The organism is Campylobacter sp. CCS1377 (assembly GCF_040008265.1).
Taxonomy (GTDB): domain Bacteria; phylum Campylobacterota; class Campylobacteria; order Campylobacterales; family Campylobacteraceae; genus Campylobacter_D.
On record NZ_CP155620.1, the window covers coordinates 1622271 to 1635483 of the forward strand.

At 33.1% G+C, this 13213-nt stretch carries 14 protein-coding genes and 1 pseudogene; 4 read left to right on the plus strand and 11 right to left on the minus strand.

The window, feature by feature from the left end; all coding sequences use genetic code 11:
* Nucleotide 1: 1 nt before the first annotated feature.
* From flgN to AAH949_RS08155, 4 genes are read right to left on the minus strand one after another with little or no spacing between them, the layout of a single operon-like run.
* Nucleotides 2-436 carry a flagellar export chaperone FlgN gene (gene flgN, locus AAH949_RS08140; protein WP_134237821.1) on the minus strand — a complete coding sequence of 145 codons (435 nt, stop codon included), beginning with the start codon at nucleotides 434-436 and terminating at the stop codon, nucleotides 2-4.
* Nucleotides 437-481: 45 nt separating this feature from the next.
* The gene (locus AAH949_RS08145) at nucleotides 482-685 is read right to left on the minus strand and encodes a flagellar biosynthesis anti-sigma factor FlgM (RefSeq protein WP_134237820.1); all 204 of its coding nucleotides are present in this window, start codon (nucleotides 683-685) and stop codon (nucleotides 482-484) included.
* Between the two features lie 54 nt (nucleotides 686-739).
* Entirely contained in the window at nucleotides 740-1105 is a 366-nt protein-coding gene (locus AAH949_RS08150) for a rod-binding protein (RefSeq protein ID WP_348518468.1), read from the minus strand.
* On the minus strand, nucleotides 1105-2151 hold the full coding sequence (locus AAH949_RS08155) for a flagellar basal body P-ring protein FlgI (RefSeq protein WP_134237818.1): 1047 nt from the start codon (nucleotides 2149-2151) through the stop codon (nucleotides 1105-1107). Before AAH949_RS08155 ends, AAH949_RS08150 begins: the two co-directional genes overlap by 1 nt.
* Nucleotides 2152-2316: 165 nt before the next feature.
* Between AAH949_RS08155 and AAH949_RS08160 the strand changes: the two genes are divergently transcribed.
* The 4 genes from AAH949_RS08160 to AAH949_RS08175 all read left to right on the plus strand — a co-directional run bounded on the left by AAH949_RS08160 (nucleotide 2317) and on the right by AAH949_RS08175 (nucleotide 4700).
* On the plus strand, nucleotides 2317-3678 hold the full coding sequence (locus tag AAH949_RS08160) for an FAD-dependent oxidoreductase (protein ID WP_348518469.1): 1362 nt from the start codon (nucleotides 2317-2319) through the stop codon (nucleotides 3676-3678).
* A gap of 12 nt (nucleotides 3679-3690) precedes the next feature.
* Nucleotides 3691-3855, plus strand: coding sequence for a DUF2892 domain-containing protein (locus tag AAH949_RS08165; RefSeq protein WP_134237816.1), 165 nt, complete (start codon nucleotides 3691-3693; stop codon nucleotides 3853-3855).
* Between the two features lie 282 nt (nucleotides 3856-4137).
* Nucleotides 4138-4365, plus strand: a complete 228-nt coding sequence (locus AAH949_RS08170) for a hypothetical protein (protein ID WP_348518470.1) — start codon at nucleotides 4138-4140, stop codon at nucleotides 4363-4365.
* Nucleotides 4366-4526: 161 nt separating this feature from the next.
* Nucleotides 4527-4700, plus strand: a complete 174-nt coding sequence (locus AAH949_RS08175; protein ID WP_243832563.1) for a hypothetical protein — start codon at nucleotides 4527-4529, stop codon at nucleotides 4698-4700.
* A 769-nt stretch (nucleotides 4701-5469) separates the two neighbouring features.
* Here the strand turns inward: AAH949_RS08175 and AAH949_RS08180 are convergent.
* The 7 genes and pseudogenes from AAH949_RS08180 to AAH949_RS08210 form a co-directional block, all read right to left on the minus strand.
* Nucleotides 5470-6345, minus strand: coding sequence for a DMT family transporter (locus AAH949_RS08180; protein WP_348518471.1), 876 nt, complete (start codon nucleotides 6343-6345; stop codon nucleotides 5470-5472).
* Nucleotides 6346-6373: 28 nt separating this feature from the next.
* Nucleotides 6374-7057: a fatty acid desaturase family protein gene (locus tag AAH949_RS08185; protein WP_348519153.1), complete on the minus strand. Its 684-nt coding sequence runs from the start codon at nucleotides 7055-7057 to the stop codon at nucleotides 6374-6376.
* 290 nt (nucleotides 7058-7347) lie between these two features.
* A complete protein-coding gene (prpD, locus tag AAH949_RS08190) occupies nucleotides 7348-8802 on the minus strand; it encodes a 2-methylcitrate dehydratase (RefSeq protein WP_348518472.1) in 1455 nt (484 codons plus the stop codon).
* Nucleotides 8803-8849: 47 nt separating this feature from the next.
* Nucleotides 8850-9149, minus strand: a pseudogene (locus AAH949_RS08195) (MmgE/PrpD family protein); the annotation flags it as partial.
* A 9-nt stretch (nucleotides 9150-9158) separates the two neighbouring features.
* Complete coding sequence (locus AAH949_RS08200) at nucleotides 9159-10286, minus strand: citrate/2-methylcitrate synthase (protein ID WP_348518473.1); 1128 nt, start codon at nucleotides 10284-10286, stop codon at nucleotides 9159-9161.
* On the minus strand, nucleotides 10283-11158 hold the full coding sequence (gene prpB, locus AAH949_RS08205) for a methylisocitrate lyase (RefSeq protein ID WP_348518474.1): 876 nt from the start codon (nucleotides 11156-11158) through the stop codon (nucleotides 10283-10285). Before prpB ends, AAH949_RS08200 begins: the two co-directional genes overlap by 4 nt.
* A 1-nt stretch (nucleotide 11159) precedes the next feature.
* Entirely contained in the window at nucleotides 11160-13067 is a 1908-nt protein-coding gene (locus AAH949_RS08210) for a propionyl-CoA synthetase (RefSeq protein WP_134237811.1), read from the minus strand.
* Between the last annotated feature and the right edge of the window lie 146 nt (nucleotides 13068-13213).

The following is a 13213-nucleotide window of genomic DNA, read 5'->3' on the forward strand; positions in this document are numbered from 1 at the left end:
TTTAAACATTAATTTTAAAAAGAGATTCCAATTCTGTTTTCTTATCTCCATAAGCATTATTCATTCCATTTCCATTTTCAAACATGGTGTTTAACAAACCATCAAAAAAATCTTTCACAATAAGTACAAATTTAGCATATTCTTTATTTTTACTATGTAGGGTTTGAAGATTTTGTTTTAACTCAGCCAATTTAGTCTTATCTTCATCATCTAAAAGCTCTATAAAACCTTTAGGATTGCTATTATTAAGTCTTATTAATTCATCATCAAGCTGCTTTTTTGCAAGCTGAAACTCTGCAATGAGTTTATTTTTTTCTTCTACGCTTTTAGCAACATTTTCATGTTTGGCATTTTGTATATCATTAATATCGCTTTCTGTAAGCTTAATAAGCTTTTCAAGAATAGAATTTGCCGTGTCTAAGTATTGTTTAATCATAAATTTCTCCCTTAATTAAATTTGCTCAAAAAAGGGAGAAGGGATTTAGAGTAAAGAATCCGCAACTGCAGTAGCTGTAGCACTTAAATCAATTTTATAAGTTCCATTTTTAATCTGCTCTGCAATTTTAGAAACCCTACTATCGCTTTCCATTTTTTGAGTTTCATTAGTTTTTGTTTGTTTGTTTTTACTGTCTGCATTATTCACCGCAATGCCTGTCGCATAGCCTTGTTTAATTGGATTTATCATTTTTTCTCCTTCAATCTTTATCCTAGCAACAAGATCGGCTAAAACTTAAAAAATTTAACTCCTTTCTTTCAAAAAATCAAATAATAATTTAGAAAAGCCAAGTCCGCCGCTTAAAGCCTTACTCATAGTATCATTATACATAGATGAATAAATTTCATCACTAGCATCTTTGCCAAAAAGTGAAGCCTTTTCTTTAAGTGAAACATCTAGCACACTTTTAATCAAAAAGGCCTCAAAAGCATCAGTTTGCTCCTTTAAAGCCTTATCATAATCAGAATTTGCAACCACTTCATTTTCATTAACTTTATACTTTACACTTGCATAATTTTTCACTGCTTGCAAACTTGAAGAATTTTTTGCCACATTTTCCAACAAAGGATTATTCGCATTATAAGTTGCTAAAAAATTATCTACTCTCATCAAATAACCTCGAGTTCTGCATTAATCGCGCCTGCTCTTTTTAAATTTTCCATAATCGCGATAATATCATTTGGCGTAGCACCTAGCTTATTTAGCATTCTTGCGATATTTGCCACTGTGGTTTTTGGTGTATTGATTCTTAACATATTTGACGCAGGATCTATCATTCCACCATCTTTCATATCCATTCCTTGCGTGGCATCAAGTGTTGCAATATTAGGGTCTACTTTTATAGTAATATCCTTATGCGTAATAAGCACTGGCTCCACTTCTATATCCACTCCTGCGATAACTGTCCCTGTTCTTTCATCAATAATGACTTTGCTTTCTGGAGTATATGCAATGTCTTGCTCTAAAACCCTTGCCATAAATTCTACCGCTGAAAGATCTTCAGGTTTTTTAAGTTTTATCGTTCTTGAATCCACAGCCTTTGCAACACCATCTTCAAACATAGCATTTAAAACTCTCTCAATATCACTTGCTGTTTTAAAATCTGCATTTTTAAGACTTAAAGTTAAATCATTGTTTTCAAAATTTTGCATGATTTCTCTTTCTACATGTGCTCCACCTAAAACAGTTGCAGCAGTGGAGTGATTTCCCCCATTTCCTCCTGGTCTAGCACTCAAACCGCCAATAGAAAGAGAACCTTGCGCAATAGCATAAATTTCCCCATCAATTCCGCGCAATGCTGTCAGTAAAAGTGTCCCACCTTGCAAAGATTTTGCATCGCCCATAGACGAAACGACGATATCAAGCTTATCTCCTGATTTTGCAAAGGCTGGAAGCTTTGCCGTTACCATTACTGCGGCTGTATTTTTTGACTTGATATCATTAGGATTGACTTTGATATTCATTCCTTGAAGTAAATTTGAAATGGATTGTAGGGTGAATTTAGAACTAGTCCCATCGCCACTTCCATTAAGTCCAACAACCAAACCATATCCTATGAGTTGATTATCCCTAACGCCTACTGTATTTGCTACATCTTTAATTTGCACCCCAAAAACACTCAAGGTAAAAAATGCAAAAACAAGTGCAATTCTCATTGATTAATCCTTTAATCTATTATCTTAATACGAGAAAAGCAAAAAAAGTTCCAAAAATTTAAATTCCAAATTCAAAACAACTATTTTCTTATTTTGTAACTTTATCACATCAATAAAAATTAAATATAAGTAAAATGAATTACTTTCAAATATAAAGGATGACTCATGAAAGATTCTCACCAAAAAAATCGTAGAGCTTTACTTAAACTTATGGGACTTGGCGGAGTTGCCACATTAGGAGCTAGTAATGTGATTTTACCAAAACAAGTTAAGGCAGAAAATTCTTTTGCACCAAAAATTGCTATCATTGGAGCTGGACTTGGAGGCATTACCATGTCAGCACATTTAAAGGATATTCTACCTCGTGCTTCAATCACACTTTTTGACAAAAAAGAAACCATGTATTATGAGCCAGGTTTTACTTTGATTGCGGCTGGAATTTACACAAAAGAAGATGTGGAGTATAATAAAGCCGATCTCATTCAAGATGGCATTACTTGGATTAAAGAAGATATCAGTAAAATAGAACCTAAGCAAAATAAGCTTAAAACTGAAACAAATGCAGAATACAACTATGATTACCTCATCATCGCAACAGGCGTGCATTATGAATTTGAAAAGGTAAAAGGACTTGATCTTAATACCATACACGATCCAAATTCAAATATCACAAGCATTTATACTGTCAATGGAGCTGTAAAAGCAAGAGATTTTATACAAAAACTTGTAAAAAATGGCGGAAGAGCTGTATTTGCAGAACCAAATACTGCGATTAAATGCGGTGGGGCAAATAAAAAAGTGAATTTTTTACTTGAAGATTTAGCTGTGAAAGAAAATTCAAGAGATAAAGTTGAAATGCTACTTTGCGTGGGTGGAAATTCCATGCTTTCAAGCCCAGCTCACGCTATGATGATAGAGCAATTTTATATAGAAAGAAAAATGCCTTATTTAAAACAACATTTGCTCGTTGAAGTTGATACTAAAAATAATATCGCTATTTTTGATAAGCTTATGCCTTATAGTGAAAATGGGATTAAAAAGGTTGCTAGAGAAAGATTTGAGAGTAAATTTGATTATTTATTTGTCATACCTAGAATGATTACAACTCCAATTATTAGCGAAGCAGGACTTGGGGTTAGCAAAGGCGATGTAGAAGGAAACTGGGTTGATGTGGATCAATACACCTTGCAACACAAAAAATACGATAATATCTTTGCCATAGGCGATTGTGCCGGAGTTCCTAAAGGAAAAACAGGCGCAAGTATTAGAAAGCAATACCCAGTAATTGGCGCAAACATACTTTCGCATTTACAAGGCAAGGAACTCACTGCCAAATTTAGTGGCTACACTGCTTGTCCTTTGCTTACAAGATACGGAAAAGCCGTGATGGTTGAATTTGATTATGAAGGCACAGCTCCGACTTTAGAATGTATGGGTGCAACAAGAGAAAGCTGGATGAATTGGTTTGTTAAAGTTTATTTGATGAAACCAATGGTAATGAAAGCTATGATAAATGCTAAAGCATAAGAAAGGTTAAAAATGAGTAATTTTGATAAAACAATAAGATTAATAATCGCAGCAATTTGGTTTTTCTTTTTTGGCTTTGTGTGCCAAAGCTGGTGGTGGGTTGTAGCTTTATTTCCTTTATTAAGTGCGGTTTATAGCTATTGTCCGCTTTATAAGATATTTAAAAAGAAAAACTGATTTTATTAGAGTGTTTTTTGCACTCTAAAATTTTATACAAATTTCACTTTTATTTTGCTATCATTTTTATTTTATAAGGAAAAATAAGTGAAAAAATCCAAATTCTATCTTTTTTTAATAATATTTTTTATCAAATTTGCGCTCTAGCTAGTGATTTACCTCAAAATATAAAAGAAAATTTAGGCATTGAAAAATTTGTGGATGAAAATTTAAAAGAAAATTTTGTCTTTGCTCCAAATGGGGAATATTTTTTGATGAGAATTTAAGCCTTTTTCAAAAAGAATGCTTAGAAAACAACGCCAGTGCTTGTGGAAATTTGGGTTCAGAATTTCAAATGGGCGTAAGACTTCTTTAGATTTAAACAAAGCTTTATTACTCACGCAAAAAGCTTGCAAATTAGGAAGATTAGAATCTTGTGCAAAAGTTAATTACATAAAATTTAAGTATTTAAAAGATTTAGATGAAAAAACTTATCAAAGCAATTTACAATATTTTTTAGATCACAACTAATATTTTTTAGATCACAACTCAAGTATTGCTTTAGTAGATTACATATTTCTAAACTTGATAAAAAAGATATAAACTCGACAATTCTCTTAGCCCAAAAAGGTTGCGAACAAGGACATGATATCATTTACGCAGGACTTGCTTATGGGTATGCATGGGGAGATGTGAAAAAAGATTTGATAAAAGCTAAAGAATTAAGCTCTAAGCTTTGTGAAAAAAATACAAAACTTTGCTTCGCACAAGGCTGGGTGGAATTATTTAACAAAAATGATATGTTAAACAAGTTAGCCAATTTATCAAGTGGCAAACCTATGTTTATCGACATAGAATTTAATTGATTTACCCCAAAAACTTTTTTATAAATCTTGTAAAGCCAGATATTATGATGTTTGCGATATGGCAGTGGATATAGATTCTAAAAAAGATCTGGCTAAGTCTATTTATCTTTTAAAAATTGCAAAAAAAATATCAAGAAAATCTCTGCAAATTAAATGGCAATGAAAATGGTTACTATAAAGTGAAAAACATTAAGAATATTATTTTTAGCATGAAAGTCAATCAATACATAGAAAATATCCAAAAATTCATTTCAAATTTGCTTTTTAGAATGGGACCTGTAAATAATCAATAACTTGCGTCCCAAGTAATATCTCTACAACAAATGCCATTATTGCCACGATCATAGACTGCATAAAAACTGAAATTAAAAGCCATTTTGGTTTTTGCAAGCGTTCGCATAATTTTATTGCTAAAGTTTTTATTTTGTATTTTTTAATCAATATTTGATATCCTTTAAAATATTCGTAATTTATTTTTGCTTATTTAATGTATTTTATTACCGTGATAATCTGTTCGAATATTAGCAATAATTTATCTTTACAGATAGAAAAATTCATTAAAAATAAAAATTTTTAATTAAAAATGTATAAATTTGTAACATTTTTAATTAAAAAATGTTAAAAAATTTAAAATATTTATTTTATTAACTAAATTTTAGTATATAAAACAGATTTATAATGAATTTAATATTATATAAATAATACAAAATATTTTAAAAATGTAATACATTAAAACAATTTCTCATTTACATTAAATTTAAATTGATATTTAGTGGATAAAAATAGCAAAAAGTATAAAAACTCCACCTAAAATTTGCAAAAATGAAATACTTTGAGCCAAAAATAAAAACCCAAAAAGCATAGCAAATAAAGGCTCACTAAGTTCTATAAGCTGGACTGAATTTGACTTTGCAAAACTTAAGGCTCTAGTAGTGCAGTAAAATCCACCTATAGTAGGCAAAAACGCCAAAGCTAAAATTAAGATAAAACTCTCTAAAGAAAAATTAAGATTTAAATTTGCTCCAAACAAAGGAATGCTCAAATACAAACTTCCTATAAAAAGCAAAGCACAAAGAGGAATTAATCCAAAACCCAGTTTTAATTTTCTAGTAAAAAACAAAAATAAAGCATAACCAAGTCCTGCTAAAATAGCATTTATCAGGCCTTTTAAATGAGTGAAATTTTCCAAAGTTCCACCTTCAGCCAAAAAAATCATCCAAAGCCCCAAAAGTGTAAAAACCATAGCCAAAAGCTCATTTAAATGAAAAAAGCGTTTAGCATCCAATGCTTCACAAATAAAAGCGATAATCATCCCCACACCAAAAAGCACAAAAACTACATTAGCCACACTTATACTTGTATAAGCAGCACTCTCAAAATGATAAAGCATAAAAAATCCAAAAAAAGCAAGAAGTAAAAGTGTGAAAATTTTCTGTTTGATAAAAACTAGCAAAGCACCCAATTTTCTCATATAAATTAAAATCGCAAACAAAATCAAACTAGCCACAAAACATTTATAAAAAGCTACTTCAAAACTCATAAAACCTTTTCTAAAAAGAAAAACGCTAAAAATTCCAACAAAAGCGTTAAATATAGCGGCTAAAAAAGCAAAAAAGAAAGCTTGAAATTTAGGATTTTTTAGCATATTTTAAGCTCCTTTTTAATTATTTTTTTCATAGAGAGGAAGCTTTATTTGAAGAGCTAAAAATACCTCCCATATTAGAGTTTAAAAGTCTGTATTCTTCATTTTTACATAAAATATTATGAGCTTTATCTAAATTCCAAAAAGGAATATTTGCAAACAAATGGCGGATTAAATGATAATTTTCCTTATGTAAGCCAGTAAAAAATAATTCAATTTTATTGCCAAATCTATTCCAAGATTTTTCTATTTCTCTTTTGTTTTTTATAATAGGAAAATGTTCTGCCATCTCTATAAAATGTCCTACCATAGGAAAACTTGTAAGTAAAGGCACAAACCAATACATTAACAAAATATCAAGAACATTAACATAAAAACAAATACCAAAAATAGCAATCCAAAATAAAATAAGATATTTAATTTCTTTATCCTTAAAATCACCCAAGCGATTTCTTATAAGATAAGAAATAAAATCAAAAGTCTTACCCAAAAACAAAGGCAAGATAAGGTGCCTAAAAATAAATTCTTTTAAAGAACGGGAAGCAAAAAGCTTTGATTGTATATAAAAATCATAATCAGGATCTTTATTTTCAATTCCTAAAAAACCATGATGTTTAATAACATGACTTTGTCTGTATTTTTCAAAAGTCTGAAAAATAAGATATCCGCTTGGATATTTACCTAAAAAATCATTTAATTTTCTATTTTTTGCAATATTCTATGGGCTGACTCATGCAAAATAGTCGCTAAAGCCCTTTGTCCCATGCCAATAAATAAAACTGCAAATAAATACATAAAAATGTTTTGCATAAAACAAGAAATGACTATTATCAAAGTAATTTACCAAAAATCTTATAATACAGCAAAAATTCCATGATAGTTATCAAGTTTATAAAGTATTTTAAATTCTTTTAGAATAGCTTTTTCAAATAACATTTTAATCCTAAAAATTATTCATTATATTAACTATATTAAACACAAGACTAAAATAGTCTTGTGTCTACCTTAACCCATCCAAAAAAGATCGCTAAATTCGTTAAAATTCATTTGCTCTAAGCTTTTTTGATCTTCGCAAATTTGCATGATTTTTTCGCATTGTTTTGGACTTAAACGCGTAGCAAGATTGGCTTTAAATTTGGCGATTAAAAGAGGGATTCCTTCATTTCTGCGTCTTTTATGTCCTATAGGGTATTCAACTTCGACTTTTTTTGTGCTTGTGCCATCTTTAAAGAAAACTTGCACGGCATTAGCTATGCTTCTTTTATCACTTTCTAAATACTCTTTTGTATAGCGATCATCCACTTCTACTTGCATTTTAGCTCTTAAAGCATCAATTCTTTCATCGCTTGCAACACTATCTTCATAATCATCTGCATTTAAACGTCCAAATATAAGCGGCACAGCGACCATATACTGGATACAATGATCTCTATCAGCAGGGTTTGCAAGCTCACCTACTTTATTGATGATGCGATGGCCTGATTCTTGAGTTGTGATGATGATTTTTTCTATTTGATCCAAACGATCTTTTACCTCATCATGTAAGGCCAAAGCTGCTTCTACTGCGGTTTGTGCGTGAAATTCAGCTGGGAAAGAAATTTTAAACAAAACATTTTCCATTACATAAGAGCCAAATTCTTGAGGAATAGTGAGTTTTTGTCCTTTCATTTTCACATCTTCATAACCCCAAAATTTAGCACTTAAAGCTGATGGATAGCCCATCTCTCCTGTTTTAGCTTTTAAAGCAAGATCCACCCCGCGACTTGAAGCATCACCTGCTGCCCAACTTTTCCTACTACCTGTATTTGGCGCGTGACGATAAGTTCTTAAAGCTCCGCCATCAATAAAGGCATGAGAAATGGCATTGCGAATTTCTTCAAAATTACAACCCAAAAGCTTTGCAGCTACTGCAGTACTTGCTATTCTTACAAGTAAAACATGATCCATTCCTACTTTATTAAAGCAATTTTCAAGTGCCAAAACTCCTTGAATTTCATGAGCTTTTATCATAGCTTCTAACACACATTTTACTTTCAAAGGCTCTTTTCCCTCAGAGATATTTTTACGACTTACATAATCAGCTACCGCCCAAATCGCACCTAAATTATCACTTGGATGTCCCCATTCAGCTGCAAGCCATGTATCATTAAAATCAAGCCATCTTACCATAGCACCCACATTAAAAGCCCCGCGGATTGGCTCTAATTGATAAGAAGTTCCAAATACTTTTGCACCTAAAGGTCTAAATTCAGCCCCTTCAACACTTGGCCCTAAAAGCTTAGTGCAAGCAGGATATTTAAGCGCTAAAAGCCCACAACCTATAGTATCCATTAAACAATATCTAGCCGTTTCTAAAGCCAAATCACTTGTGATTTCAAATTCATCAGCATATTTTGCAATTTTTGTCAAAAGTTCATCAAATTCAGGGCGTTTTGCCTCTAAAATTCCCATATCACTCATTTTTTCTCCTTATCTGTCTTGAATTTTTACAAATTTTCTTGGTTCAACCTTACCATAGCACCCACATTAAAAGCCCCGCGGATTGGCTCTAATTGATAAGAAGTTCCAAATACTTTTGCACCTAAAGGTCTAAATTCAGCCCCTTCAACACTTGGCCCTAAAAGCTTAGTGCAAGCAGGATATTTAAGCGCTAAAAGCCCACAACCTATAGTATCCATTAAACAATATCTAGCCGTTTCTAAAGCCAAATCACTTGTGATTTCAAATTCATCAGCATATTTTGCAATTTTTGTCAAAAGTTCATCAAATTCAGGGCGTTTTGCCTCTAAAATTCCCATATCACTCATTTTTTCTCCTTATCTGTCTTGAATTTTTACAAATTTTCTTGGTTCAACGCCTATATATTCGCTACTCGGGCGAATGAGTTTATTGTTTGCTCTTTGCTCTTTAATGTGTGCGCACCAACCACTTACGCGACTCATAATAAAAATCGGCGTAAAATACTCAGTCGGAATTCCCATAAAATGATAAGCTGAAGCACTATAAAAATCCGCATTTGGCGGCAAACTTGGGCGTTTTTCTTTCATCAAAGCTTCTATAGCTTCGCTGATTTTAAACAATAAATTATCGCCCCCTAAATGCTTACTCCATACTTTAATAAGTGCATTTCTAGGATCGCCTCCAAGTCCATAAACACGGTGACCAAAGCCCATTAAAAGCTCTTTATTTTCCAATTTTTCATTCACGCCCTTAATGGCATCTTCAACACTGTTAAAACTTTGTATCAAATGCATAGCCGCTTCATTTGCTCCACCATGCAAAGGCCCTCTTAAAGCCCCAATAGCCGCAGCAACTGCACTAAAAATATCACTTTTTGTTGAAGCACAAATTCTAGCTGTAAAAGTCGAAGCATTAAATTCATGCTCTGCATAAAGGATTAATGAACACTGCATAGCCTTGATAAAGTCTTTTTTTGGGCTCTCAAGTTTTAATTTTTCTAAAAAATATCCCGCTATGCTTGTTTGTTTAGAGTCAAAATCAATTTCCTTGCCAGAATTCACCCAGTGATGCCAATAGCAAAGCACACTTGGTAAAATTCCTAAAAGTCTGATGATTTTTTCATCTTGGTTGCTAAAATCTTCATTTTCACCTTCTAAAGCTCCTAATGCTGCAACAGCTGCTTGCATTAAATTCATAGGATGAACTTCTTTTGGAATAGCCTTTAAAACACTTTTTAAATTCTCACTCAAAGCTCTTTGAGCAATGATTTTTGTTTTGTAATTTTCTAATTCTTTTGCGTTTGGTAATTCTCCAAATTGAAGCAAGTAAGCCACTTCTTCAAACTCTGCATTCTGTGCTAATTCTTCTATGCCATATCCATGATAATTTAGCCCATTTCCAAGTCCACAAGTACAAATTGCACTTTGCCCCGCAATAACTCCTGCTAATCCGCCTTGTTTTTTCTTTGCTTCACTTACACTCATTTAGCACTCCTTTTAAATAAATCATCTAATTTTTTCTCATAAGCATAATAATCAAGCATTTCATAAAGCTCTTCTCTTGTTTGCATGATATCTAAGACTTCTTTTTGATGTCCATTTTTTAATATGCTTTCATAAACTTGCACTGCAGCTTTATTCATCGCACGATTTGCGCTTAAAGGATAAAGCACCATTGAAATGCCAACCTTAGCAAGCTCATCGGTGCTAAAATAAGGAGTTTTTCCAAATTCAGTGATGTTAGCCAAAACCGGCACTTTAATCACTTTTGTGAATTGCTCGTATTCTTCTAAAGTATGAATGGCTTCTGCAAAAATCATTTCAGCCCCTGCTTCAACATAAGCTAAAGCCCTTTCAATAGCTCTTTGCTGTCCTTCAATGGCATGTGCATCTGTTCTTGCCATAACAACAAAATCAGGATCGATTTTAGCATCCATAGCTGCTTTAATGCGATCGCACATTTCTTCTGTGCTTACAAGCTCTTTATTTGGACGATGTCCGCATCTTTTTTGTGCGACTTGATCTTCAATGTGTGCGGCTGCTGCACCTGCGCGGATTAATTCCTTAATAGTCCTTGCTATATTAAAAGCTCCACCAAAGCCTGTATCTGCATCAACAAGCAAAGGAGTATCCACTCTTGAGCAAATGCGTCTAACATCAATGCAAACTTCTTCAAGTGCGATAATGCCAAGATCAGGCAAGCCATAACTCGCACTTGCCACACCACTTCCTGATAGATAAAGAGCTTTATGCCCTATTTTTGTAGCTTGCAAAGCTGAATACGCATTAACTGCACCTACTATCATCAAGGGCTTATTTGTTTTAACCAATTCTTTAAATTTTTTTCCTGCACTCATTTTATTTCTCTCCTTTGTTTTTTGGATAGCCTAAAGCATTAATTGCTTTTTCACAATTTTTTAAAACTTTTTCATCTTCTATAGTGGCTGGAATTTGCAAAGGCAAGCCATCTGCAATTTCTCTTAAATTCTTACGCAAAATTTTTCCACTTCTTGTTTTTGGCAAAGCATCAACCACAGTAGCAATTTTAAAAGCAGCCACCGCACCAATTTCTTGACGCACCAAAGCAACCACGCCTTCTACTATGCCTCTATGATCTCTTTCGATTCCATTTTTTAGCACGATAAAGCCCATAGGAAGTTCGCCTTTTAATTCATCATTTACGCCAATTACCGCACACTCTGCAACATCAGGATGCTTAGAGATAATCTCTTCCATTTCGCCTGTTGATAGTCTATGCCCTGCGACATTGATAATGCCATCCATTCTGCCTAAAACATAAACATAACCTTCTTTGTCAATATAGCCAGTATCTCCGGTTAAATAATATCCTGGGAATTGATCTAAATACCCTCTACGATATCTTTCGTCATTTTCCCAAATTCCCATCAAACAAGCAGGAGGTAAAGGAAGTTTAAGACATAAAGCACCTTTTTTTCCAGCTCCAAGCTCCTTGCCATTTTCATCTAAAACTTTAAGATTAAAGCCTGGCATAGGTTTTGTTGGACTTCCTGCTTTAATTACTTGAGGATCTAAACCCATAGGATTTGCCGCGATTGCCCAACCTGTTTCAGTTTGCCACCAATTATCCACAACAGGTTTTTTGGTTACTTTTTGTATCCATTTTAAAGTATCACTATCACATCGCTCCCCTGCTACAAAAATCGCTTTTAAGCTTTCAAGATTAAATTTCTTAAGCCATTCTGCTTTTGGATCTTCTCTTCGAATCGCTCTAAAAGCTGTTGGAGCTGAAAAAAGCACATTAACTTTATACTCATCTATAATTCTCCAAAATGCTGAAGGATTAGGCGTTCTGACAGGTTTTCCCTCATATACAATAGTGGTGCAACCATTCATCAAAGGTCCATAAACTATATAAGAGTGTCCTACAACCCAACCTACATCTGAAGCTGTAAAAAATACATCTCCAGCTTTTGCATTATAGATATTATCCATCGACCATTTCATCGCAACAGAATGTCCGCCATTAGATCGAATCACGCCTTTTGGAGAACCTGTAGTTCCTGAGGTATAAAGTATATAAAGCGGATCTGTTGCCAAAACAGGAACAGGATCAACCCCTCTTGTTTTTTCTTCTTCGCTTTCCCAATCTACATCACGCCAAGGAAGCATATTAGCTCTATATTGTGGGCGTTGCCAAATCAAGCAAGTTGTAGGTTTATGAGAACTTTTTTTAATTGCTTCGTCTAAAATAGGTTTATACTCTATAATATTACTCACTTCAATACCACAGCTTGCACTAATCACAACACGCGGTTTGGCATCTTCTATCCTTGTAGCAAGTTCATGCGCTGCAAAACCTCCAAATACCACACTGTGAATTGCCCCAAGCCTTGCACAAGCAAGCATAGCAATAACAGCCTCAGGTATCATAGGCATATAAATAACAACACGATCTCCTTTAACCACGCCTTTATTTGCTAAAATTCCTGCTACTTTTGCTACACGATCTCTAAGTTGTTTATAAGTATATTTTTTCTTCGTATCTGTAACTGGTGAATCATAGATCAAAGCAAGCTGATCGCCTCTACCATTGTGAATGTGCAAATCAAGTGCATTATAGCAAGTATTCATACATCCACCTACAAACCATCTATAATGCCCATCACTATCATCAAGTACTTTATCCCACTCATTGTACCAATGGACTTTTTTTGCTGCTTCAGCCCAAAATTTTTCAGGAGTAGCTAAGGACTCTTGATAAGTTTGTTCATAAACACTGCCCATGATTTTCCTTTCTTGTAATGTTGAATTTGCATTATAAAGCTTTTGAAAAAAAAATTAAATGCTTTATTTTGTTACATAATGTATAAATTTTAAACTGCTTTGATAATTTATGTATATTTTTTGTGCATTTTTTATATTTTTGTTTA

What these genes read in the sequence shown, in the direction of transcription:
- flgN (WP_134237821.1), bottom strand. Translation starts at nt 436, where the DNA reads ATGATTAAACAATACTTAGACACGGCAAATTCTATTCTTGAAAAGCTT.
- AAH949_RS08145 (WP_134237820.1), bottom strand. Translation starts at nt 685, where the DNA reads ATGATAAATCCAATTAAACAAGGCTATGCGACAGGCATTGCGGTGAAT.
- AAH949_RS08150 (WP_348518468.1), bottom strand. Translation starts at nt 1,105, where the DNA reads ATGAGAGTAGATAATTTTTTAGCAACTTATAATGCGAATAATCCTTTG.
- AAH949_RS08155 (WP_134237818.1), bottom strand. Translation starts at nt 2,151, where the DNA reads ATGAGAATTGCACTTGTTTTTGCATTTTTTACCTTGAGTGTTTTTGGG.
- AAH949_RS08160 (WP_348518469.1), top strand. Translation starts at nt 2,317, where the DNA reads ATGAAAGATTCTCACCAAAAAAATCGTAGAGCTTTACTTAAACTTATG.
- AAH949_RS08165 (WP_134237816.1), top strand. Translation starts at nt 3,691, where the DNA reads ATGAGTAATTTTGATAAAACAATAAGATTAATAATCGCAGCAATTTGG.
- AAH949_RS08170 (WP_348518470.1), top strand. Translation starts at nt 4,138, where the DNA reads ATGCTTAGAAAACAACGCCAGTGCTTGTGGAAATTTGGGTTCAGAATT.
- AAH949_RS08180 (WP_348518471.1), bottom strand. Translation starts at nt 6,345, where the DNA reads ATGCTAAAAAATCCTAAATTTCAAGCTTTCTTTTTTGCTTTTTTAGCC.
- prpD (WP_348518472.1), bottom strand. Translation starts at nt 8,802, where the DNA reads ATGAGTGATATGGGAATTTTAGAGGCAAAACGCCCTGAATTTGATGAA.
- AAH949_RS08200 (WP_348518473.1), bottom strand. Translation starts at nt 10,286, where the DNA reads ATGAGTGTAAGTGAAGCAAAGAAAAAACAAGGCGGATTAGCAGGAGTT.
- prpB (WP_348518474.1), bottom strand. Translation starts at nt 11,158, where the DNA reads ATGAGTGCAGGAAAAAAATTTAAAGAATTGGTTAAAACAAATAAGCCC.
- AAH949_RS08210 (WP_134237811.1), bottom strand. Translation starts at nt 13,067, where the DNA reads ATGGGCAGTGTTTATGAACAAACTTATCAAGAGTCCTTAGCTACTCCT.